The organism is Desulfosarcina sp. BuS5 (assembly GCF_028752835.1).
In the GTDB taxonomy this organism is placed as follows: domain Bacteria; phylum Desulfobacterota; class Desulfobacteria; order Desulfobacterales; family BuS5; genus BuS5.
This window is the reverse complement of the sequence record NZ_CP087952.1, coordinates 1996861-2019863: the sequence shown is the minus strand read 5'-3', so window position 1 is coordinate 2019863 and position 23003 is coordinate 1996861. Positions and strand designations below refer to the sequence as shown.

General features: G+C 38.4%; 31 protein-coding genes and 1 pseudogene. 20 read left to right on the top strand and 12 right to left on the bottom strand.

Annotated features, from left to right (window positions below):
- The first annotated feature begins 377 nt into the window (after positions 1–377).
- The 7 genes and pseudogenes from queD to BuS5_RS09920 all read left to right on the top strand — a co-directional run.
- Entirely contained in the window at positions 378–752 is a 375-nt protein-coding gene (queD, locus tag BuS5_RS09950; RefSeq protein WP_027354065.1) for a 6-carboxytetrahydropterin synthase QueD, read from the top strand.
- Positions 753–788: 36 nt separating this feature from the next.
- A complete protein-coding gene (locus BuS5_RS09945; RefSeq protein WP_084445990.1) occupies positions 789–1310 on the top strand; it encodes a threonine ammonia-lyase in 522 nt (173 codons plus the stop codon).
- A gap of 514 nt (positions 1311–1824) precedes the next feature.
- Positions 1825–1965: a hypothetical protein gene (locus BuS5_RS09940; RefSeq protein WP_198012258.1), complete on the top strand. Its 141-nt coding sequence runs from the start codon at positions 1825–1827 to the stop codon at positions 1963–1965.
- 263 nt (positions 1966–2228) lie between these two features.
- Entirely contained in the window at positions 2229–2993 is a 765-nt protein-coding gene (locus tag BuS5_RS09935) for an ATP-binding protein (protein ID WP_051374804.1), read from the top strand.
- Between the two features lie 52 nt (positions 2994–3045).
- Positions 3046–4362 (top strand): transposase, encoded by a 1317-nt coding sequence (locus BuS5_RS09930; RefSeq protein ID WP_274427662.1) that lies wholly within the window; start codon positions 3046–3048, stop codon positions 4360–4362.
- A 180-nt stretch (positions 4363–4542) separates the two neighbouring features.
- The gene (locus BuS5_RS09925) at positions 4543–5031 is read left to right on the top strand and encodes a DUF4143 domain-containing protein (protein WP_051374733.1); all 489 of its coding nucleotides are present in this window, start codon (positions 4543–4545) and stop codon (positions 5029–5031) included.
- A gap of 211 nt (positions 5032–5242) precedes the next feature.
- A pseudogene (locus BuS5_RS09920) lies at positions 5243–6394 on the top strand (ATP-binding protein); the annotation flags it as partial.
- A 515-nt stretch (positions 6395–6909) separates the two neighbouring features.
- Here BuS5_RS09920 and BuS5_RS09915 read toward each other — a convergent pair.
- A complete protein-coding gene (locus BuS5_RS09915) occupies positions 6910–8100 on the bottom strand; it encodes a transposase (protein ID WP_198012235.1) in 1191 nt (396 codons plus the stop codon).
- A gap of 15 nt (positions 8101–8115) precedes the next feature.
- On the opposite strand from BuS5_RS09915, the gene BuS5_RS09910 reads away from it, so the two are divergent.
- From BuS5_RS09910 to BuS5_RS09895, 5 genes are all read left to right on the top strand, one after another.
- Complete coding sequence (locus BuS5_RS09910; protein WP_051374731.1) at positions 8116–8553, top strand: glycosyltransferase; 438 nt, start codon at positions 8116–8118, stop codon at positions 8551–8553.
- A gap of 135 nt (positions 8554–8688) precedes the next feature.
- Complete coding sequence (locus tag BuS5_RS09905) at positions 8689–9039, top strand: helix-turn-helix transcriptional regulator (RefSeq protein ID WP_084445881.1); 351 nt, start codon at positions 8689–8691, stop codon at positions 9037–9039.
- On the top strand, positions 9029–9703 hold the full coding sequence (locus tag BuS5_RS09900; protein WP_035265230.1) for a type II toxin-antitoxin system HipA family toxin: 675 nt from the start codon (positions 9029–9031) through the stop codon (positions 9701–9703). Before BuS5_RS09905 ends, BuS5_RS09900 begins: the two co-directional genes overlap by 11 nt.
- Positions 9704–10063: 360 nt before the next feature.
- Entirely contained in the window at positions 10064–10345 is a 282-nt protein-coding gene (locus BuS5_RS20460; RefSeq protein ID WP_084445878.1) for a glycosyltransferase, read from the top strand.
- Positions 10281–10832: a hypothetical protein gene (locus BuS5_RS09895; RefSeq protein ID WP_084445875.1), complete on the top strand. Its 552-nt coding sequence runs from the start codon at positions 10281–10283 to the stop codon at positions 10830–10832. Before BuS5_RS20460 ends, BuS5_RS09895 begins: the two co-directional genes overlap by 65 nt.
- An 80-nt stretch (positions 10833–10912) precedes the next feature.
- Here the strand turns inward: BuS5_RS09895 and BuS5_RS09890 are convergent, their stop codons facing one another.
- Positions 10913–11545, bottom strand: coding sequence for a nucleotidyl transferase AbiEii/AbiGii toxin family protein (locus BuS5_RS09890; RefSeq protein WP_027353740.1), 633 nt, complete (start codon positions 11543–11545; stop codon positions 10913–10915).
- Positions 11517–11915: a hypothetical protein gene (locus BuS5_RS09885; protein ID WP_027353739.1), complete on the bottom strand. Its 399-nt coding sequence runs from the start codon at positions 11913–11915 to the stop codon at positions 11517–11519. The genes BuS5_RS09890 and BuS5_RS09885 overlap by 29 nt, the downstream gene beginning before the upstream one ends.
- A 514-nt stretch (positions 11916–12429) precedes the next feature.
- Between BuS5_RS09885 and BuS5_RS09880 the strand changes: the two genes are divergently transcribed.
- From BuS5_RS09880 to BuS5_RS20455, 3 genes are all read left to right on the top strand, one after another.
- Positions 12430–12708: a type II toxin-antitoxin system Phd/YefM family antitoxin gene (locus tag BuS5_RS09880; RefSeq protein ID WP_198012234.1), complete on the top strand. Its 279-nt coding sequence runs from the start codon at positions 12430–12432 to the stop codon at positions 12706–12708.
- 112 nt (positions 12709–12820) lie between these two features.
- Positions 12821–13252 carry a type II toxin-antitoxin system VapC family toxin gene (locus BuS5_RS09875; RefSeq protein WP_027353738.1) on the top strand — a complete coding sequence of 144 codons (432 nt, stop codon included), beginning with the start codon at positions 12821–12823 and terminating at the stop codon, positions 13250–13252.
- A 15-nt stretch (positions 13253–13267) separates the two neighbouring features.
- A complete protein-coding gene (locus BuS5_RS20455; RefSeq protein ID WP_157487370.1) occupies positions 13268–13417 on the top strand; it encodes a glycosyltransferase in 150 nt (49 codons plus the stop codon).
- A 76-nt stretch (positions 13418–13493) separates the two neighbouring features.
- Here the strand turns inward: BuS5_RS20455 and BuS5_RS09870 are convergent, their stop codons facing one another.
- The 6 genes from BuS5_RS09870 to BuS5_RS20245 all read right to left on the bottom strand — a co-directional run bounded on the left by BuS5_RS09870 (position 13494) and on the right by BuS5_RS20245 (position 17926).
- Positions 13494–13892 (bottom strand): DUF6843 domain-containing protein, encoded by a 399-nt coding sequence (locus tag BuS5_RS09870; RefSeq protein WP_274428163.1) that lies wholly within the window; start codon positions 13890–13892, stop codon positions 13494–13496.
- 235 nt (positions 13893–14127) lie between these two features.
- Positions 14128–14946, bottom strand: coding sequence for a hypothetical protein (locus BuS5_RS09865; protein WP_027353736.1), 819 nt, complete (start codon positions 14944–14946; stop codon positions 14128–14130).
- Positions 14943–15761 (bottom strand): ABC transporter permease, encoded by an 819-nt coding sequence (locus BuS5_RS09860; protein WP_027353735.1) that lies wholly within the window; start codon positions 15759–15761, stop codon positions 14943–14945. Before BuS5_RS09860 ends, BuS5_RS09865 begins: the two co-directional genes overlap by 4 nt.
- Before the next feature lie 38 nt (positions 15762–15799).
- Entirely contained in the window at positions 15800–16159 is a 360-nt protein-coding gene (locus BuS5_RS09855) for a four helix bundle protein (RefSeq protein ID WP_027353734.1), read from the bottom strand.
- 81 nt (positions 16160–16240) lie between these two features.
- Positions 16241–16984 carry an ABC transporter ATP-binding protein gene (locus tag BuS5_RS09850; protein ID WP_035265202.1) on the bottom strand — a complete coding sequence of 248 codons (744 nt, stop codon included), beginning with the start codon at positions 16982–16984 and terminating at the stop codon, positions 16241–16243.
- 87 nt (positions 16985–17071) lie between these two features.
- Positions 17072–17926 carry a prepilin-type N-terminal cleavage/methylation domain-containing protein gene (locus BuS5_RS20245; protein ID WP_304412912.1) on the bottom strand — a complete coding sequence of 285 codons (855 nt, stop codon included), beginning with the start codon at positions 17924–17926 and terminating at the stop codon, positions 17072–17074.
- Between the two features lie 381 nt (positions 17927–18307).
- Between BuS5_RS20245 and BuS5_RS09840 the strand changes: the two genes are divergently transcribed.
- The 4 genes from BuS5_RS09840 (at position 18308) to BuS5_RS09825 (ending at position 19601) form a co-directional block, all read left to right on the top strand.
- On the top strand, positions 18308–18556 hold the full coding sequence (locus BuS5_RS09840; RefSeq protein WP_027353732.1) for a DUF4160 domain-containing protein: 249 nt from the start codon (positions 18308–18310) through the stop codon (positions 18554–18556).
- A 10-nt stretch (positions 18557–18566) separates the two neighbouring features.
- Positions 18567–18845 (top strand): DUF2442 domain-containing protein, encoded by a 279-nt coding sequence (locus tag BuS5_RS09835; RefSeq protein WP_027353731.1) that lies wholly within the window; start codon positions 18567–18569, stop codon positions 18843–18845.
- Positions 18846–19005: 160 nt separating this feature from the next.
- Complete coding sequence (locus BuS5_RS09830) at positions 19006–19254, top strand: hypothetical protein (RefSeq protein ID WP_027353730.1); 249 nt, start codon at positions 19006–19008, stop codon at positions 19252–19254.
- Positions 19248–19601: a type II toxin-antitoxin system PemK/MazF family toxin gene (locus BuS5_RS09825; RefSeq protein WP_027353729.1), complete on the top strand. Its 354-nt coding sequence runs from the start codon at positions 19248–19250 to the stop codon at positions 19599–19601. Before BuS5_RS09830 ends, BuS5_RS09825 begins: the two co-directional genes overlap by 7 nt.
- Positions 19602–19669: 68 nt before the next feature.
- Here the strand turns inward: BuS5_RS09825 and BuS5_RS09820 are convergent, their stop codons facing one another.
- On the bottom strand, positions 19670–20167 hold the full coding sequence (locus BuS5_RS09820; RefSeq protein WP_051374728.1) for a hypothetical protein: 498 nt from the start codon (positions 20165–20167) through the stop codon (positions 19670–19672).
- A 227-nt stretch (positions 20168–20394) separates the two neighbouring features.
- Positions 20395–20484, bottom strand: coding sequence for a Fic family protein (locus BuS5_RS20450; protein ID WP_084445884.1), 90 nt, complete (start codon positions 20482–20484; stop codon positions 20395–20397).
- A 153-nt stretch (positions 20485–20637) separates the two neighbouring features.
- On the opposite strand from BuS5_RS20450, the gene BuS5_RS09810 reads away from it, so the two are divergent.
- On the top strand, positions 20638–21192 hold the full coding sequence (locus BuS5_RS09810; RefSeq protein ID WP_027353728.1) for a Uma2 family endonuclease: 555 nt from the start codon (positions 20638–20640) through the stop codon (positions 21190–21192).
- Positions 21193–21397: 205 nt separating this feature from the next.
- On the opposite strand, the gene BuS5_RS09805 is transcribed toward BuS5_RS09810, so the two are convergent.
- Entirely contained in the window at positions 21398–22942 is a 1545-nt protein-coding gene (locus tag BuS5_RS09805; protein ID WP_027353727.1) for an ATP-binding protein, read from the bottom strand.
- Between the last annotated feature and the right edge of the window lie 61 nt (positions 22943–23003).

The following is a 23003-nucleotide window of genomic DNA, read 5'->3' as shown; positions in this document are numbered from 1 at the left end:
GCTATTAGCTTTTAGCTGTTAGGTATTAACACTGCTAAAAGCTGGCATCCTTCATTCTCAGTTTACATTTATTTTGTATAAAAAATTAAATTTTACCGCCGAGAACGCAAAAAACGCAGAGAAAACTACTTAATTTTTAATGTAATATCTCAGCGTTTTCAGCGAACTCTGCGGTAAAATACTGATTTTGACATTAAAAAAAAGTGTTAACTACTTTTGGGCATTAATGAAAGATGCCTAAAAGCTAATACCCAACAGCTAATAACTGATGGCATAAGTTTAATTAGTATATGCTCAACAAATAGAATCTCCACAATAATCCGCTATGATCCAAAGTTTCATGTAATTAGCTGGAAATCTAAATTCAAGGAGTGACAATGTTTGAATTAAAGGTTATTACCCGTTTTGCGGCTGCGCATCAGTTGAAAATGGTTACCAAGCAATGCGAGAATCTTCACGGACACAACTGGAAAATAGAAGTATGCGTGGCTGGGGGCACTCTTAATGATGCCGGCGTGTTAATAGACTTTGGAGAACTCAAGAAGTATATTGCCACAATAATTGACAGCCTTGACCATAAGTTCCTTAATGAACTTGAATATTTTAAAGACGTGAATCCTTCCTCGGAAAATATTGCTCTATATATTGCACATAAACTACAGGCCATGATAAACAAACACGGAGTTAAAGTTTCCAGCGTAACCGCCTGGGAGTCGGACGATGCCTGTGCAACGTTTAAATATCAGGATTAACCATTCCCATAGATTTCCACCTATAGTTCCTAAGCCATGATCCCATTGGATAAAATCCGCCATGCTGCTGAAGTTATAGGTGGAAGTATCATTAAAACACCTCTTGTCTATTCCCCATCATTCAGCCGAAGATTCGGAAGCGATATCTATCTGAAGCTGGAAAATCTGCAAAAAACAGGCTCATTCAAAATACGAGGAGCAATGTTCAAGCTGCACACTATTCCTGACAAAAAACGGGAAAGAGGCGTTGTGGCTGCATCAGCAGGAAATCACGCCCAGGGCGTTGCCCTTGCTGCCAAACAGGCCGGCATAGAGGCAACCATTGTTATGCCTGAATGGGCCTCTATTACAAAACAGGAGGCCACACGTGGATATGGAGGCAAAGTTATCCTTCATGGCAGCAGTGTCGGGCAGAGTCTTGAAAAAGCGCTTGAACTTGCGCAACAAGGTTTAACTTTTATTCATCCTTTTGATGATTATGATATCATTACCGGCCAGGGAACCCTGGGCCTTGAAATTATTGAAGAATTCAGTAGTGTCCGGTTAGGTTTTTGGTAACCGTTCACGGTTATAGATTCACAGTTAACGGTTGAAAAATACAGCGGGTTTCGGTGGATTCGCTTCGCTTAATCCACCCTACAAATTTACGTTGCTCTTGAACCGTAGGGTGGATTAAGGAGCGTAAGCGACGAATCCCACTAAAGTAGCTGTCCCGCCTTACGTTGATGGCCTGAGATTCAATTTATAAACAGGAAATTATGCCGCTTGTAACCGTGAACGGTTACAAATTATTTTTGAAGGAATACATAAAATGTCCTGTAAACTGGTATAGAATTGAATTCAGCGCTTATTTGATTAATCATCCTTATTCTTGGCCTTATCCTTATCAATAAAATAAAGCAAAGAACATACCATAATTCACTTATTTATACATAAACAAGAATCATCTCAAGCATGTTTGTTGCTTGTGTTAAGGCTAATTTTGTAAAACAAGAAGCGGAGCTATGCAAAAATATGGAACGGACTAAAAATACACAAAAAACCAGCGTGGCTGTTATAGGTTAATGAAAAAATGCCGATCGGAACTATAGAGTATATTTACTATAATCCTGTTAAACGAGGGTATGTTGACAAACCTGAGCATTGGAGATATTCCAGCGGCCGTGACTATATCGGGTTAAAAGGATTGGTGGCAGTAAAACCGCTGATCTAAAACAGGCAGAGCCTGGGAACGAGGGAACGAATGGACATCCCCCCAATTTTCCCATGAGGGAATGCAACAATTTGCAGCCGGAGCTTAAGAAACATCCCAGTGTTTTGATCTGCGAAAGCGGTAATCTATAACTAATTGATAATACTGGATTCACGTTTTCAAGGGAATGACAATTCAGACTATTTCCGGCAAAATTTAAAGGTCTCTACTTTACCGTGTAAATCGGCTATTGCTTTTCTGATTTTCATGGATATAATTAGCCTATGATATTACGACCGCATTATCTTAAGAGTATTCGATCAGGCTTGAAGCACACTCCTGTTTCAGCCATACTCGGCCCCAGGCAATGTGGAAAAACCACAATAGCAGGAACTATCGCTAAAGAAATAAAAGCCGAATATTTTGATCTTGAAAATCCTGTGGATCTGACCCGCCTTGAAAACCCGATGTTCACACTTGAAGGCATAGACGGACTGGCCATCATCGATGAGATACAGCGAAAACCGGACCTTTTTCCTGTTCTAAGGGTCCTTGCTGACAGAAACAGAAAAAAAACAAAGTTTCTGATCCTTGGCAGCGCCTCCCCCCGCCTGGTTAAAAATGTATCAGAGTCCCTTGCAGGACGAGTAACTTTCATTGAAATGGACGGTTTTGATATACGTGAAATCGGCAGCGTTAATTTTAATAAATTATGGATCAGGGGTGGGTTTCCGAATTCATATCTTGCTAAAACAGAAGCCGCAAGCTTCAGGTGGCGCAATAACTTTATAAAAACCTTTCTGGAACGTGACATTCCGCAACTGGGCATTACGATTCCGGCGATGACCATTCGCAGGTTCTGGACCATGACAGCCCACTTTCATGGTCAGATCTGGAATGCGGCGGAATTCGCAAGATCACTGGGCAGCTCTGAAGGAACCGCAAGGAGATATCTTGATATTTTGTCGGGCGCCTATGTAGTATCTGCTGAATTTCTTTTTTATGAAAGAAATGCTTTGCTATCCATAGCAGTATATGCCATTTTTTAAATTGCAGCTAAATGGTATTTTAAGCACTCTAAAAAGGATAGGAGGTATTCTGATGATAAAAAATACTTTTGAAGAAGTTCTTTCTGATGAATGGGTGAAAGCAAATATAACCAATCCAGTTCAGGAATTGGTTATTATCCGTGGGATAATTCCATGGCAAAAAATGATTACAAAGTTGTGTAAATTTTATAACACCAGTCAGGGTGCTTTTGGAAAATCTCTCAGGATGATGACAGCGATTTTGATTTGTATAAAATACTATCAATTAAGTGATAGGCAAATGGTTAAGCATATAAAAGAAAACCACTATATTCAATATTTTTGTAACATCACAAATGAGGAATTGCAAACATGCCTGGATCCGAGTTCTATATGTGTATTTCGAAAACGTATAGGTGAAGAAGGTGTTGAAATTATAGAAAAAGAAGTTTTTGAGGTTCTACGCAAAGCTGGGATAATACAGGGTGATAATGCTATGATAGATTCAAGCGTATTGAAAAATAACGTTATCTATCCAAATGATGTACATTTAATTTTTAAAGCTTTTGACAAAATGAAACAATTTGCCGTTTTGCATCAAATCTCCTTGTGGTGGGACAATAATGAAGTAAAAAAATTATGGCGAGAATTTTTTTTGAACAAAAAACAAAACCGTTTGGAATGGTTACTCAAATTTAATATATTATTTATTCCTGCTCTAAAAATATTTGATAAAAAAGTTGAATCATTAAAGACCACAAAGAAAAAACAAATAAAAGCTGACAATATGTTTGCTATTCTTACTATTCTTGAAGCACAAACCTTAGAAAAACTCGAAGGTAAAAAACAGATAAAAAACCGGATTGTATCCATTGATGAACCGGATGCCCGCCCGATTGTAAAAGGAAAAGAGCATCCGAAGTGTGAATTCGGCACAACAATGGAAATGACTTTCAATAGGGAAGGATTCATGATTACCATTGAAAATTTTATCGGTAATCCAAATGATAAAACGCTTTTTGCTGGAACACTCGAACAGTTCAAAAAACGGATGAAAGGCGAACCGGAAAATATTATTACCGACCTTGGTTACAGAAGCAATGGTAATTTTAAAATTGCAGACAATATCAGTAACGTTTTTTTGGGGCGTAAAAAAGATGTATCCGAAGAAAAACAGAGTTTTTGCTGTAAAGCCCGTTCAGCAACAGAAGGTTTCATAGCTATTGCAAAAAATATTAGAGGTTTTGGATGCAGTCTTTATAGAGGATTTGAAGGAGACCGTATATGGTCATTGCTTTGTCAAACCGCTTATAATCTTAAAAAGTTTATTCAGCTTCTAATGGGAGAAAAGATTGAAGAAAAAAAACTGATGAAACTCGGGCTGGCATAAGCCGAACAAGGATTTTATCAAAAATAGTTGATTTTAAAAAATATGCGGATAGGAGAGGTGCGTCTATAGGTGTTAACAATTTGCCGTTTTTTACCAAAATTCAATTAAAATACCACAAATGAGCTTAAAATTTTAGATTAAAATTCTCTATGATTAATATATGAACAATGCTGATATACTATGTTATTATCGAAATTCAGCGGATACTATGTAGTAAGACAACTACAACCCTGGTTTGAAAATATCAAAAAACGTCAAGTCAAATCACCGAAGATATACATAAGAGACAGCGGCCTGCTGCACGCCTTACTTTCAATCAATTCATCCAAAAGTCTATTCCAGCATCCCAAATACGGCGCATCCTGGGAAGGCTTTGCGCTTGAGCAAGTATTAAAAGTAACCGGCGCTGAAGATTTTTATTTCTGGGGCACCCATGGAGGCGCTGAACTTGATCTGCTGCTGTTTAAAAATGGAAAACGTTTCGGATTTGAATTCAAATGTAATGATGCTCCACGAATGACAAAGTCGATTAAAATTGCTCAACAGGATCTTAATCTTGAAAAGGTTTTTATTGTCTACCCGGGCACAAAATCATATCTCCTTGACCCTGAAACATTTGTCATACCACTGGAGAATATCAATTCATCAAAAATACTTCGGCAGTTATGAATTTTCCCCTTGTTCGTTCTGGTCTCACCAAATACCCTATATGATATCAGCCAGGGTGCAATAAACACAAAAAAACAGGGAAAAAGCAAGGGTTTCATATTACCAGCATATTTACATTGGTAAATATCCATAAATATAATATAAATACATTGGATAATATCCGAAAATATTTGAGTTGTTATTTTTTTGCGAGACCTAAGGATTTTAATTCATGAAAAGAGATTTATATGAGATATTATATCAATGGAAGAAAGATAGAAATCGTCGTCCATTACTTGTCCGTGGTGCAAGGCAAGTAGGAAAAACCTTTTTAGTGAATGAGTTTGGGAAGCGTGAATTTGATTCTTTGATTACTCTTAATTTTGAAAAGAATCCTGAATATAAAGAAATTTTTAATTCATTAGAACCTCGTAATATACTAGAAAAAATTTCCCTGTTTACCGGTAAAAGAGTTGAACCGGGAAAAACACTTTTATTTTTTGATGAAGTACAGGACTGTGCTTCAGCAATTATGGCCTTGCGTTATTTTTATGAAGAGATGCCGCTGTTACATATTATTGCTGCAGGTTCATTGGTGGAATTTACTCTTGAATCTGAAAATTTTCGTGTGCCTGTAGGACGAATTCAATATGTGTATCTTTTTCCAATGTCCTTTGGCGAATTTATTGAAGCAACAGGAGAAAAAAATCTTCGTAATCATATTCATGATCACAATAGATTGCAGATCCTTCCTGAGTCTCTACATGTAAAACTTAATGAATACATACGAAAATATTTTATTCTCGGCGGTATGCCTGCTGTAGTGCAAGAATATTGTGAAACAGGAGATATTATCGCCTGTCAAAGAATACAACGCGCAATAATTGATACATACCAGGATGATTTTGGGAAATATTCCAGAAAATTAAAGCATAGATATCTTAATAAAATATATAATGCTGTCCCTAAAATGGTAGGGCGAAAATTTATTTATGCACATGTTGATAATGCAATAAAATCCAGAGAATTAAAAGAAGCCCTTGAATTACTTGAAATGGCGGGTGTAGTGCGAAAAATTAAACGTACAAGTGGCGCCGGTTTGCCATTGGAAGCTGGAGTAAATGATGCTTATTTTAAAGTGCTTTTTTTGGATGTTGGATTATTACATGCCGTAAATGGAATATATACAGATACAGTGCAGGCAGAAGATTTTACTGTTTTGTTTAAAGGGGCTGTTGCTGAACAGTTTGTCGGGCAGGAACTTTTGGCGTATCAGAATCCTTACAGCAAGCCTTTGTTATATTACTGGGCTCGTGAAGCGAAAAACAGTAATGCAGAGCTGGATTACATAATTCAAAAAGGGGGAAGTGTAATACCAATTGAGATAAAGTCAGGTTCGACAGGTAGAATGAAAAGTATGCGCATGTTCATGGAAAAATATCAGATGCAGCAAGGGATAAAAATATCCCAGGCGCCTTATGATTCCAAAAATAAAATTATTTCGTTACCTTTTTACTCTCTTGAAGGATTTATGCGAACCGGGAATGCTTTGCGCTTGAGCAAGTATTAAAAGTAACCGGCGCTGAAGATTTTTACTTCCGGGGCACCCATGGAGGCGCTGAACTTGATCTGCTGCTGTTTCAGCAATTCCCGACGTAAAACGTTTTTTAGAGGATATCCTCATCAGCATCCAAATTGCCGGGAATTTATGTAATATAATACTCTAAAAAACAACAATAAACCATAAATGCCATATAAAATTGCGCTATACACTATGAGCTTAGACTAAAATTGTCGATTCAAGCACATAGCTATCCATCAGCCCTCACATTCATATTTTTTGGCCTATTAGAAGTAATTGAAAATAATGCTTTGCAGCCGCAAACTGCAGCAGATGAATTAGGAAGTGTTATGCACATCAATCAGTTGTTCCAGGGGTTGAGTTTGTATGCCATAGAGTAATGCCCTCAAAATAGCCTCCATTGATTTAACTATGAAGCATTTAAAATAAGATCTTATCTTTTCCCATAAGGAACTTTTGCTTCCTGTTTTTTTCCATACGGACTGAAATAAAGGGCAGCACAGTTGCTGAGTTTGATCGACAAGAAAAGCCAGCATCATTAGCATTGTAAAAACTGGAGCTAAATATTTTTCTCCAAGCCCGTAATTGTGTTTAAGATTATAGCCCTGATTTTTAAGGGTGTTGAAGGTCTCGTTCTCTATTTTCCAGCGAGCCCGACCGCCACGCATGATTATATAGGCATTTTCTTTGGTCAAGGTAAAATCGGTTATCCATGTGTTATGATAAGTTACTTTATCCCTTTTTTTTGAATATCCCCAGTATTCTATAAAATTAACCTGCATTTCCTGGTTTGACTTATTCAGGGGAACTTCATTCAGAATTCGAAAACGATGCGTTATGTCAGAGTTTTTTTTATCTTCAATTGTAAATTCAATGGTTCGGCCATCATAGGCTGCATCTTTCACAAAATTAAAAAGAAACTTATGATCTCCAGGCTTGACTCCAAGAATGTAGTGAAGATTATATTTCTTCATGTCTCTGATATGTGGGGCATTAGGGCTCAAAGCATCCTCGTTAATAATGAATGACAAATGGGGATGATCTTTTCTTAATTGCTCGAAAAAACGCTTAGCTGCATTACGTTCGCAATCATTTTTAGTCGTACCGTCCTGCTTGATAATCATCTCAGGACATAGAGGAATGACTTCTTTAAAATCGGGATGAACGATTGCCGCTCCCAACATCTGAAGATAATAAGTAATTTCTCCAGTTTTTTTGTTCACTTTTTCCATACAATATGGGGCACTTACTTTTTTAGATGAGAAGATACCGGTGCCATCCAGATTTAAAAGGTAGCATCCCTTATAAAAAACCATTGATTCTAGCTCTTTGCCACGCTGAAGCTGTCGGAAAGGAACTTTAAATAGTGGAGCTATATATTTCTTTGGGTCTATTTCATCACAAATTTCACGCATTCTGGAATCACTTGGAACATTTTCAATGCCGTAGATATTCTTTAAATTTTGGCATTCTGTTTCGTCTTTTCTTCTTTCGTCAAACTTTAGCAAGGAAGGAATGCAGAGTTGATTGTTTTTGGCGACAGAGAACCGGAAAACCCTACAGATTTCGGTCTGCCGGTCCATTATCTGGGATGTTTGCATGACGATATCGGCATTGCGCTCCTCTATGCTGCGGCAGATGTGATGGTTGCGCCGTCAAGGCAGGATAATCTGCCGAATACAGTAATTGAATCATTAGCATGCGGCACTCCGGTTATTGCATTTGATATCTGTGGCATGCCGGATATGATTGATCACAAACTAAATGGTTACCTTGCAAAGCCATTTAACACCAGTGCCCTTGCCTCTGGCATCAACTGGGTTCTATCCGATAATTCCCGTCATAAAGACCTTTGCATAAAGGCCGGAGAAAAAGCCGTGGCCTGTTTTGATATCAAAAAAGTGGCAAGGCGATATGCTGAATTATACAGGGATGTCCCCGGCAGAGAGCAGAGGGGATAGGGTTAAAAAACTGGAGAAGGGAAGGTTTAAGACTGAGAAATGAACGACGTTTTTAGTCGGCAACAGCTTGACATCCAGAGTTAAAAGATATATAAAACTACCATAATATAATTTTGAGATAGAAATATATAGCAAATGAATAGTAAAAATACACTATCAATTCCTCTGAGTGTGCGGGAATCTCTTAAGGAGATTGGCGGAATGATTGCCTGCGCCAGAAAAGAAAAACAATGGACTCAGGAAGAACTGGCCAAACGCATCGGAATTAATCGTATGACTGTTGGACGTATCGAAAAAGGCGCCATAGAAGTGGCTATCGGCTGGTATCTGACCGCGGCCTGGCTTCTTGGCTTGCCGATTCTGACCTGGCAGGCTATGGGGGGAGGCAGAAGTGATACCGTGGTCAGTGATCTTTTAACAAAACTCAAAAGGGCGCTGCCAAACAGAGTGAGAAAACGCAAAAAAACAATAGATAATGACTTCTGAGGCATATATCCGGATATGGCTGCCAGGTGAATACGAACCAGTAGTTTGCGGTAAACTTGAGGCTGACAATACCTTTTATAGCTTTGTTTACGGTCGTAGCTATCTGGAAAGATCAAATGCCATAGCGCTTGACCCTTTTGAACTTCCTTTACAAGAAGGTATTTTTTCGCCATCCTTTGGTGAAACACATAATGTCATCAGAGATGCGGCTCCTGATGCATGGGGACGCAGAGTTTTGATATATAAATCTGGTGGCCGGGCTCTCTCTGAGCTTGACTACCTTCTTCAGGCAGGAAGAGATAGAATCGGAGCGCTGGATGTAAGCCCGGAACCAACAGGCTGCACGGATATTCAACCTGACCGGCAGGCATCGATTGAAGATTTGATTAATGCAGCGGAAAAACTTGAAACAGGGCAACCTCTGCCGGAATCGCTGGGTAATGCCCTATTGCATGGTTCCAGCGTTGGTGGAGCCAGACCCAAGTCTTTATTGCGTGATAAAAATCATAAATGGATTGCCAAATTCTCATCCACCACAGATCATTATTCAATAGTGAAAAGTGAGTATGCCGCCATGTGGCTGGCCGGTCAGTGCGGGATTAAAGTGCCGGCAATAAAACTGCTGAAGGAACTGGGAAAGGATGTATTGCTGGTAAGACGTTGAATATCTTTCCTTCAAAGGGATTCCTTTTGATTTATATGTTTCGGAAACAAAAGGAGCTGTTTATAACGCACTGGAGTCATATCTTGTCTCCGTCTGAAAATCTATAGATGTGAGGTAAATGTAAAGGTTTTAAGGAACAAATAGTGCCGGATTATAAATGAAACAGGTTTTTTAACTACCTTGAGAGTCCAAAGTTCTTTTAAGGCATTGATATTATAGGTGCTGATTCATTCGTGACGTCATTCCGGCGAAAGCCGGAATCCAGAATAATTCCAACAGCATAATGAAGCTGGATGCCGGATCGAGTCCGGCATGACGGCAGAACTTTAGTCTCTCAAGTTAACTACCAAAGTTTTAAAAATGAGCGAACCTCCTTTTATTACAATCCTTACCGCAGCGCTCAACAGTGGAGCTACCATAAAAAAGACTTTGGAATCTGTAAGGAACCAAACTTTCCGGAATTTTGAGCACGTCGTCATAGACGGCGGTTCCAGAGATGAAACGCTGGAAATTCTTAAGGAATACGAAAACACATATAATCTTGCCTGGATTTCAAAACCTGATCATGGCATTTCAGATGCGCTTAACAAAGGTCTCCGCCCTGGCCGGCGGACGTTATATTATAGTAATACAGGCAGATGATCAGCTTCTGCATCCTGAAATTTTGGATAATGTATTTACACAATTAGAAAGCGAAAGGTTTGACATTTTAAGCTTTCCCGTAATTTTAGACCATCCTGTTAAAGGTAAGGTACTCAGCAAACCGATTCAATACCTGTGGTGGAATCATTTCAAATTTGTTTTCCGCCACCAGGGATGCTTTGTACACAAACGTGTGTTTGATCAAATGGGAATGTTTCGAAACAGATTTAAAATTTGCCTGGACTATAATTTTTTTTACAGAGCGCCGGCCCGAAATTGTTCAGTTAAATTTGATCAAACTCCTGTAGCCTTAATGGGCGGTGAAGGCGTCAGCAGTAATCCTGAATTCATCTCAAAACGACTAAAAGAAGATAGATTGGTTCAGATTTTAAATGAAAAAAATATTCTATGGAAAGCAGCCCAATATATTTTCCATACGTTATATGTTCCTTATAAAAGCCTCACTCTGCCAAACAATGCCTCTTAATGAAATCGTTTTAATGAAAAATAATCAAATATGATAAAAATGGAGATGGCTTAAAGGAATAAAACAGTGCAGAACCCTCTTTAATCTGCTCTAATCAGGATATTGATTTTTTCTTCAAAAAACTCTCTGATCTCTTCTTTAGCAATATTAATTTTTGGATCAAGATGCGAAATATTATCATCCTCAATATCATCGATATAAACCAGGGCTATACAAAAAAGTTTAAAATTGATTCCCTGCATAATATTTTTTGAACATTCAAATACTTTTTTTATACCCATTTTTTCTTTTACCAAAAAATATAAATCATAATAATCCCTGAACTTTGCCCTTAAGAAAAGGGTGTTAACTTTCATTGCGGCCAGTGCATCAATGGAAGAAAGATTGAATTTTTCAATACCCAGGGGTTTTAAAAAATCCCATTTTGCATTAAAAAAAGTTATTTTAACTCCATTAATAAGGATGTCGATCTGTTCGTTGGATTCGTTAATAATTTCTTTAAATTCAAATTGTTTGATATATTCAAATATTTCATTTTTGTTAAAACTATCTTCATAGGTAAAAAAATCCAGGTCTTCACTTTTCCTGTGTTGAAGATGTAAAGCCAAAGCAGAACCACCAACCAGGACATATTTATGTAAAAAATCTGACTTTTCCATAAAATTAAGCAAAAGTTTTCTTGTATCAGGAAGCAAGTAGTTTAAGTTTTTCATATCTTCTATTTTTCATATTTTTAAAATAATCAGCTTCTACCTTTTTATCAAAATAAAATCTTGCCAAAAAATAGTTTAATTTAATAAATCTTTTATCTGAAATTAACGTATCGATCCAGACCTTTTCCACTCTTTTTTTATTAAAAATATCAAACAGACTTTTTAAATCATTAAAATCTCCATATTTCAGGACATGCTCGATCAGCAACTCATCACCTAGTTCCTGATATGATAGCATTTTTGAATAACACCAGAGAATACCTTTTGATTTCAGTTTATTAAACAAAGCTTCTTTATTATATTCTGTTCCCAACTTTGGCATAAGGTCTCCCTGTTTCCCAATCTTCAGCAAGTCATCAACCTCCGGCAAAGCCGGAGGGTATCCTATTCAAAAAGCATGGAAAAGTGTTCGGATCGCCCGCTTACACGCCCAAACATTCTCACGACTATATCCCTGAGGGTACCAATGCATGTGGGAAAAAAATTACACAAAATTGAGTGCGCACATTGTTGAAAGGATACAGTGAGAATATATCATCCTGTAGTTCAGTTCAAGAATATATTGGCAAACTTAGGACTCACTCAAAAATAAATTCACAGAATTGGCGCTCAAATTCAGTACAGCCAGATGACAGGAACCATTAAAAAAGCGACGCAATTTGTAGAACTGTTTTTCCATAAAAGAGATGGTGCAGACAAAGGTTGTGGCCTTTGCCTGCAGTTACAGATATCACGGAGGTAATCAGAAGATTTCAGTAGCAGCAATGCGGACATGATCTGCCAGCACCCGGGGTGCTTTTGACTGGGCAGCAACAATGATGGCGCCCCTGGTAAGGTGGCGAGGCGATATTCTGAATTATACAGGGAAGTCCTTGGATAGAAGAATGGAAAAAGCTGAAGGTTCAAATTTTCCGGTCTTGACTTTAGACATGTTTATGGCTATTATAATAGCCAGATCAAATTTATTGTTAACTCTCAAAATAGGAGAGGATATGCAAAAAGAGTATTCAATTGCAGAAGCAAAGAATAAATTACCGTCTATTATTCATGACGTAGAATCAGGCAGCTCTGCAAGATTCACCAGACGAGGTAAACCTGTTGCTGTGCTGTTATCGCTTTATGACTATGAACGTCTTGCAAAACAAAAAAAACATTTTGGCTGACATTTCAAACATTTCGATCTAGCGCATTCAACAACAGGAGCGTTATTATTAGTGACGATGATTTTAAAGGTTTGCGTGATACAACTACCGGCCGAAAAATTAACTGGCCAAAATGAAATACTTATTAGATACAAATGTTTTATCGGAATTAGTTAAAACATTTCCGAATCAATCTGTGCTTACAAAAATTAAGCTGCATCAGCATACTATTACAACTGCGTCTGTAGTGTGGCATGAATTACAGTATGGTTGTCACCGTCTTCCAAAATCCAAAAAAAGATCGATTATAGAACTATTCCTTCGTAACGTAATTTGTACTACTATTCCTATCCTTCCTTATGATAAACATGCAGCAAAATGGCATGCTGAAATACGGGCACGTTTAACTTCAAAGGGACTGACTCCTCCGTTTGTGGATGGACAGATTGCGGCTATTGCCATAACCAATGGTCTTGTCCTGGTCACAAACAACACCCCGGATTTTAAGTGTTTTGAAGGCCTGAGCATGGAAAACTGGCACGTCAGAAAAAAATTTAAAAAATGAAGCAGCCCTCCTTTTATTACAATCCTTACCGCAGCGCTAAATAGTGGAGCTACCATAAAAAATACTTTGGAGTCTGTAAGAAACCAAACTTTACGGGATTTTGAACACGTCGTCATAGACAGTTGCAAGCCTGAATTTTCTGATATTATTTTTGAGCGGCCTTAATTGTCTTAACTATTAAACGGCGCTAATCAGCCGCGCGTTTTTTTTGCGTTGGCTGCATTAGCTTGCTTAGAAATTTCTATCGCTTCCATCTCCCACATTCAGGGTCTGCATCTATATCCATATGATTTTTTATATATTTATCATAATCCGATTTAATATGCCCGCAACAACTTATCCAGAAATAAAGTTTGATTTCTTTTTTTAATTTTTGTTGTTTTGTGTAACCGCCGCCATGCTCTATTTCTTTTGCTTTTCGAATGCCTTTATTGCTGTAGTAGTAGTACTCGTCACGTACAGGTGCAATCAGTCGTGGTGCAGATGATGTAACCAATAGGCCGTTTTCCGGTATTTTATGTACGAGATAACCATCTTCAATGGTAAGCTGAGGTGTGCCTTCAACATTATAATGTATGCATACCCAGCCACGATATAATTCAGGAAAATAGTATCTATTACCCTTTGGTGGAAAAAACAAAGCGCATCCCGAAATATAAATAAAAGTCCAGAACATAAGAGCTAAGAAAATAAAATATTTTTTCGTCATCTTCATCATTTCTAATCTTCTAACGTTAAGCTGAGGGGCTGGCAACGATAAGCGAAATCGGTAAGTTTTCCATCAGTAAGCATGTATGCATATAACGCAGTGAAATTATTTATGTGACAATCTATATCTGTGTTTATCTGTGTGCATCTGTGTTCCATGGATTGGCTTAAAATCCTATCATGCCGTCTTTATAATCAAAAGATTTTTTGTAGGGATTTTCAGGCAGGGCGGGCAAAATTTTTGCTGTGATTAATTCGTCAAGCTTTTTTGGGGGGTGGTTATATTTTATGGTAAATTTTTTTATTGCTTTTTCAATAATCAAAACACCGCGAAGTGCATGGATCCTTTGTTCGATCTGTTTTTTTGTGTCTTCATTTTCTTCATTTTCATACATGGTCTTTAAGAAGACTATTCCCGCTTTTGCCTGCCCCCCTTTTTGAGATAAACGCGCGCCCAGCAGGGCTAATAATGGAGATGCTCCGGGCTTTTCCGATGCTTCCATAAGGTATTTTGAGCCGCTTAGATTATCTTTAAGAAAATAGTAATAATCAAAGCCTATGTAAAATCCCGGCTGCCAGTCCCAGGGACGGTGCTGCTTTGATATTTCAAGGAGTTCGATTGCGCGTTGGGGCATTTTGGCTTCCCAGGGCAGGGTTGCCTGGATATAGTAACAGGTTTGAAAAAAATAAGGATCCAAAGCAAGGGACTGGCTGAAAAGGGTATAAACCGCTTCCCAGTCTTCTTTGGTTGTGGAGTATCGTCCGCCCAGAAAAGTTGAGGCTTTTAAAAGAAGATAGTCAGCCAGTATGCCTTTGAACTCCCCGGCCGCAACTTCAAGCAGTTCAGGTGAGACCATAAAGGCCGATGCCCGTTGTGATGACTGGACACTGTCGCGAAAATGGTTTACCTTAAGGGCGCTGCATACATAACCGCCGATTAAGATAACAAGTAAAACAATCCTGATGATTAATGCTTTTTTTATCAACTTATATCCTTAAAATGCAAAATTATCGTTGCGGCAGAGAGTACAACACAGGTATATAAAATGCCGTAACCGGTCAACCAGCAAAGATAAACCGGATCCTGTGGCAGCCCATATGCCAGACTTGTTTTGAGATCAAAGGCGGAAAGATTCGGCAAAATCCATGAAACAAGTTTCAGTCCTTTTAAAACCAGCAGGTTTACCTGAACAAACTCGCCCTTGAGTAATACCTTTATAATGGTGTCGAGAGTATTTCCGATAATATAAACAAAAAATGTCAGGAGCATTGATAAATAAACACTGGTTGTTACTGCTGTAAAAAGAAAGCCGGTAGCAAGGATCATTAAAAGGGAAAGCAAATTAAAAAAAATGGAACAACACAACATACTCCATGAAAAATTGCGCAGAGTTTCCATTCCCCCTGCGCCGTTAGTGCCAAGCCATAATGAAAGGATTGCAAAAACTCCCAGGATGCCCACCGCAATCACCAGAAAAAGGGCCAAACCTGAAAATTTGCCGACTACATATTTAAAGCGGGAAATCGGATGACAAATTATCATGCATATATTTTTCTGGTGTAAATCACGGCTTAAAAGTCCTATTCCCAGGAAAAAAATTATAGAAAGACCTGCCAGGGAAAGAACCGAAAAACCGACATCAACTGCCACTTTTCCGATTTCAAGGGCAAAAAGCTGGGTAATGAACAGGTTGGATATAAAAAGAAGTCCTGATAAAAGAGCGATGCCGTATAATATCTTGCTCCTGATGCCTTCTTTAAAAGTGATTTTTGCAATAAGCCAAATGTTGTTGTTTTTCATGGTTTGCCTGTTTTTTTTTAGCGGTTAGTTTTTAGCTGTTAGCTGTTAGCTGTTAGCTTTTGGATGAAACTGTTCAACATTCTCTTTACCTCATTGACTTGTTGATTAAGTTCTCTATATGTTTCATTCTGTATATAACTGAGAGCGCAAGCGAGAAGTAGCTGGTATTCCACCTCGCTTGCAGATCCGGCAGCGATGCTCATAAATCTGGCAAGTTCTAGCTCACTATCTCGTCCGCAACCTTCAGCGATGTTCGTTGGAACGGATGCCGCAGCCCTGCGTAGCTGAACCGTAAGCCCAAAACGTTCATCAGAAGGAAAATTCTTTGTAATTCTATAGACCTGTAGTGTAAGATGATGGGCTTTCTCCCATACTTTAAGTTTTTTAAAATCTTTCATTCTACTAAAAGCTATTAGCTATTAGCTGTTAGCTGTTAGCTGTTAGCTAAAAGCCAACCGCTAATAGCTAATCGCTAACAGCTAACCGCCAACAGCTAAATCCTTTTTAACAAGTTCCATAAAAGCATCTTCCAGATTACCGCTCTCTGAAATAAAATCACGGGTTGAACCGGAATAGAGAATTGAACCTTTATGAAGCACTGCAATTCGGTCGCACAACACTTCCACATCATTCAGGATATGGGTGGAAAAGAATATGGTTTTTCCGGCCGCTTTCAGCTCCAGGATAAGGTCGGTGACAAGTTTTCTGCCCATGGGATCAAGCCCGGACATCGGTTCATCCAAAATCAGGATGGGAGGGTCGGCAATCATGGCCATAGCCAGCCCGATCCTTTGTTTCATCCCTTTTGAGAATGTCTTGACCAGCCTGTTTTTAAAAGGGAGCAGTTCCATTTTTTCAAGAATCGGATCAATTCTTGTTTTTAATTCCTGTTTTTGCATACCGGAGGCGAGCCCGCTGAATTCAAGAAGTTCGCAGGCTTTCAGGTGTTCATAAAAAACAGGATGCTCCGGGAGGTATCCGATATATTTTCTGGCAGATGTCTCCCTTGATGAAATTTCATTAATTAAAACTTCGCCGTTATCAGGCTTGATAAAACCAAGGGTCGTGTTTATGGCCGTGCTTTTACCGGCGCCGTTGGGGCCCAGGAAACCGAAGACCTCGCCTTGCTCAACTTCAAGCGAGATTGATTTTAAAACCTTTTGGCGGCCACGGAAACCGTATGAAAAACTTTTGCTTAAATTATTGAAAAAGATTGGGGTCATTTGAAAAAACCTGTGAAGCTGTTTTTGATAATAAAATTGACAACAAAGAATATTTTCCCTTGCTGTCAATTTTATTCATTTTTTATTCTACATTACTAAATGATAACAACCATCACCTTGACTTGAACCTGAGTCCACATTTTCTACGGTATTTCCATCGTCATCTACGCCTGTAAAATCCAAACCGGGATCTGCTCCGTCATCCCCGACAGATTCAGCAGTTGGGCCTACTCGATTACCACTAATTGCGCTAGCGTTTCTCCAGTTAGGATCTTGAGCAAAATACATTACATCATTAAGTTCGGCTTCTGATCCATATGTTCTGTTTCCGCCAGTACTTTGAGTATAAATACAGTAAGTTAGATTATTTGCATCAGCATCAACCCGTGCCATGCAACCATTTGGCACTGAAAAACCTACCGCGCTGACAGCGCCAGTTGGCCCTGAGCCAGTAATCAAGCCACCACCATTAATAGCTGTAGCAGCAACCAAAGGACCAGTTTGCAACGTTCCATTTCCTCCACCACCGCCAGCATTTGTCAATGTTGTAGCCGCAACAGTTTTACCATATGCAGCTATATCGGAATTCAGGGCGGCTTCAGAACTGGTAATAACCTTGTTTAACGCAGCCGCCGAGGTATTATTCGCCCTAATCCTGTAACTCATAAATTGAGGGATGGCAATAGCCGCCAGGATACCGATAATGGCGATAACGATCATAAGTTCGATAAGTGTAAAACCTTTTGCATCGTTTCTTAGTTTTTTAATCATTTTAAATCCCCTTTTTTGCCTGTTTGCTGTTAAGAAAAAAACATGTTGTTGCGTTGTTTTGTTGCAAGAGAGTTTTCCCTGCAATGGTGTGTGATCACCTCCTTTTTTCTCTGCGATAAGTTTTGGAAAAATATTTTCAATCAGAAAGGGGTGATGCAATGGGTGTGCCACTTTTTTATCTGGTGTTGGATTAATCTGTAACTATTTATATTTATGCTTGATTTTAGTTTGATAGCGGTCACCGTCCGGGGATGTTGTGCATATCCGGGTAGTCAAAAAATTGCTGTTTAACAAAATTTGGTGTTTGGGTGACAAGATTTGGTAATTTTTTATTATAGCGCAATAAAAAAGTTTTTGAAATTTTAAAAATAAAATATATATTTATCGTAATGATACCGTCAATACTTATGGTTGCACAGGCGGGCTGTAGAGACAAGGCATGCCTTGTCTCTACCACAGGAAAAAAATTACGATAAAAACCGCCGGATTTTAAAAATTGTTAAAAATCCATCTATTGGGCTTTGATTGAAAAATGAAAGGAAAACATGTATTATGCCTGTTATAGCAAGGTTTTATGGGATTTTGATAAAAATGTATTTTAGAGAACACGGCGTACCGCATTTCCACGCCCTTTATGGCGAATACAACGGGGTTTTTGAAATTGAATCGCTTGAAATGGTTGAGGGTGATTTATCGAACAGGGCTCAAAAAATGGTAAGGGAATGGGCTATGATGTACCAGAAGGATTTAATGGAATTATGGAAAACACAAAAATTTAAGAGGTTTCCGGGATTGGAATAATGGAAAAATTATGAAAAACTATCCAAGAATAAAACGCGTTGAGCCATTGTCAGGAAAAAGGCTTTTTGTCACATTTGCTAATAATACTAAAAAAATCTATGATTGTTCTTTATTGTTAAAAGAAGAAACTTTCAGGCCGCTTTTAAATGATGCTTTATTCAGCTCTGTAAAAACCGACAAACATGGATATGGTGTTATCTGGTCAGATGAGATTGATTTAAGTGAATCTGAGCTCTGGATAAATGGCTTGCCAGCCGAACAAAATAGTGAAAATATATATTTATCGTAATGATACCGTCAATACATATGGTTGCGCAGGCGGGCTGTAGAGACAACGCATGCCTTGTCTCTACAGCTATTGCGATGGTTATTTCATAATCTGTTGGTTTTATATTGACGCATAGCATACCAATAGTTATATTAATAGTATAACATATGAGGTGCATAAAATGCCACAGGTAAAGACAGCGATATCAATTGAACAACCTGTTTTTGAACAGATGGATGTTCTTGCAAAAAATTTAAAGGTTTCAAGAAGCCGCCTGTTTGCGATGGCTGCCCGGGAATTCATTCAGCGCCACAATAATATTGAGCTTCTTAAATTGCTTAATGAGGCTTACAAAGATTTACCTGAATCTGAACCAATAGTTAATATGATGCGTTCAAATCATTATAAAATGGTGAAGGATCAATGGTAATCAACCAGGGTGATATCTTTTGGATAGACTTTACCCCACCAAATGGATCAGAACCCGGCTATCGTCATCCCCACGTCGTTATTCAAAACAATCTCTTTAATCACAGCCGAATAAACACGGTTGTAATTTGTACTCTAACATCCAATCTTAAAAGAGCCGGTGCGCCTGGTAACGTGACATTAAAAAAAGGTGAAGCCAACCTGCCTAAAAAAAGTGTTGTGAATATTTCTCAACTTTTCACAGTGAACAAGAGCGATTTATCCGAAAAAATTGGAACTTTATCAAAGGATCGTTTTTTTCAAATTTTGCAGGGTATTAAACTTCTGACTGAACCTGTAGAGGTTTAAGGGCAAAAACCTTTTTTTATGGAATGCGATTGTAGGGGCGAACCTTGTGTTCGCCCCTACAGAGAAAATTAAAAAACCCCGAATATTTTCAAAAAAACACCCAGCACGCCTGCAACCGAAATGCTGATGGAAATAGTAAACATCCGCAAGGTAAAAGACCTTTGTTTTTCATCCCGGTGATCAAGTTTATCCGTTAACCGGTCAATGGAGGCGATTATCTGTTCAGATCTCTTATCTGCTTGTGCAAACCGCTGATCCATATCAGCTTTCATTGAATCAAAACGCTGATCGACTCGTTCAAATCTCTGATCCATATCAGCTTTCATTGAATCAAAACGCTGATCGACTCGTTCAAATCTCTGATTCATATCAGCGTTCATTGAATCAAAACGCTTCCCTACATCGCCTTTAAACTCTTTAAGATCATATCTTAATCCATTAATCTGATCCTGCATATGATCAAACCGGACTTCAAAATATTTTGATGTAGGAATAACCTGGGCCACTAAAACTTCAATGGTTTTTTTATCAAGAGTTAAACCTTTTTCAATTTCTTCGTCAGACATGTCAAAACCTTATAAAAGGAAACATTTATTTAATTTTATTTATCGTTAGATATTTAATCCGGTTCTGTCAAGAAAATTAATTCCCTCTCTCTCAGGCAGAAGCCGGTATACTTATAATCATATTTATCCGTTTAATATTTGAATTAGATTATATTTTAACTACTTAATAAATGATTTACGTGTAATATCTCCTGTAGCAAGATTAAGGATAAACTGTTCTTGTTCATCTACAGTGGCTTTAAGCCTGTTCTCTTGTTGCCAGCAATAAAAGGATGGTTTATGATAAGAAAAAAACATAAAGTGGCTGCTTTTGAAATGAGGTTCGGATAAAAATCTGTTTGACTTCAAATTCTTTTCAAATTCTTAAAGAGCGCACAGGATGGCATGAAATTGAAAAAAATACCATCCAAAACAGACTGGGAGGCCGCAGAATAAACTCTATAGACTTTTTTATTGGGGAATAAAAAATCATGTCGCTTTCAATCAAAAAAGACTCAAAATATACATACAGGGATTATCTCACCTGGCCCGAGGATGAACGCTGGGAATTAATTAAGGGTCTATCATACAATATGAGTCCTGCTCCCAAAATAAAACACCAAACTATTACAGGTAATTTTTATATACAACTAAAAACAGCTTCCAATAATCCATGCTACACCGGAATAGCGCCTACAGATGTTGTTTTTGATGACTTTAACGTGGTTCAACCGGATGTTTTTATCGTTTGCGATCAAAACAAAATTACAGACGCCAATATTCAGGGAGCACCGGACTTGATCATTGAAGTCATATCTCCATCCACTGAAGTTAAGGACAAGAGAGAGAAAAAAAGGCTTTATGAAATTTTTGGTGTTAAAGAATACATCCTGGTATTTCCTGAAAGCAAATACATTGAACGATACAGCCTGGTTGATAAGAAATACGGGATTCCTGAAATTTTGAATTGGGATGAAACATTGAAACTCACTGTTTTTGATATAAATATCAATTTGAATGAAATTTTTAATCCGGAGGGTGGATAACTCAAATAAAATACTCTTCCATATTTGTTACAATATACTATAAAAAGGCGTAGGGGCAGAATCCATTTCTGCCCCTGTATCATTTTTGGCGTATATGGATGATGGGGCTCCGCCCCTACGGTGGTGATTGATGGATCGGCGCTGATGGATGCCCGGTTAGAATTGCTGATGTTCATCAGGATTGCCGTAAATTCTTATTTTGAAGTTATACAATCTTTTCCCATTCAAAATTGATGATGTTTCTTTCTACTTTTTCAAATTCAACACCAATCAGGTAAATGTCAATACCCTTTTGCCGATATTTATCATGATAAACTTTTTCCTTGATCTGCTTTAAGGCATTCGGGGAATCATTTTTTTTGCCGGTTACTTTAAATTCAATAATGTAAACCCGGCTGCCCATCCTGACCGTCAGGTCGATCCGTCCATGGCTGGTGGTATCTTCGGCAATCACATCAAGTCCCAAAGCGGTAAAGTAGCAGTAAAAAATTGAGGCGTAATATCCTTCGTAACCAGCCAGTCTGTTTTTGCGGTACCAGTCGTGGGGAATCGATGCAAAAAAAGCGTGGAAAATGGACCGCAATGAATCTATATCCGCTTTTTCAAGGGCTTCATAAACTGCTGAGAGATTCTCTTCTTTTTGTATCGGAAAATTGGTGAAATGGTTCAGCAAACTTTCCCCCAGGCTCATCCTGACTTCCAGGTTGGGATAGGTCAGCCGGTAAAGTATGCGAGCTCCCTGCTGTTTTACTTCACGGATGGTTAAATAACCTGTCTGGAAAAGCAGGGTTTCTATTGCCATCTCATTTACGTCAAAACTGGAGAGCAGGACTTCACTCGCCACTATATTGTCAAGCCGGGGGACGGAATATTGGCGCTCCTGGATCAGCTTGATCAGAAATGCGGGGCTGCCGGTTTCAAACCAGTAGTTTTTGAATAAACCACTGTCTAAATAAAGCAAAATATCATAGGGATTATATACTTTTTCGCCGAGGAAATTATAACCATTATACCATTCCCGCAGCATTCCAAAATCTACACCATCCAGGTATTCGAAAAAAACCTGCTTTATATCTTCTTCAGTATAACCGCAGATAGTTGCATACCGCTTATCCAGGGTAATATCTTTAAGATTATTCAAACCGCTGAAGAGGTTGACCTTGCTGAATTTGCTTACCCCGGTCAGAAATGCGAATTTAATATACTCATCGCTATCTTTGATTATTGTATAAAAATTTTTCAAACCTTCCCGCATCTCGATGGCGATATCCGGGTGATCGATATTATCCAGAATCGGCTTGTCATATTCATCAACAAGCACAACCACCCGGTGGCCGTATTTTTTGGCAAGTTTTTGAATTAATTCGCAGAATGCAAGATGAGGCAGGGTTTCTGCAAGCGTGACGCCGTAGTCAGATGCATTTTCCCTGAGAATGGAATGGATAGTCATATCCAGGATTTCACGCTGATTGATAACGCCCCTTCCCAAACTGATATGAATAACCGGGTACTGAATGCTCCAGTCATGATTTTTTTCAAGATACAGGCCGGTAAAGAGTTTTTTTTGACCGGAAAAGGCGGCTTTCAATGTGCTGACCAGAAGGGACTTTCCAAAACGGCGGGGACGGGAAAGAAAGTAGTATTTATCGCTCTTAATCAGATCAGCTATAAACTCTGTTTTATCAACATAACAATAATCCTCTTCTATGATTTGCAAAAAGGTCTGGATACCGATCGGCAGTTTTTTCATATCTCCTCCAATATTTATAAATGCCGTACAACAGCCTTTCTGCACGATATGCGTAGATTAT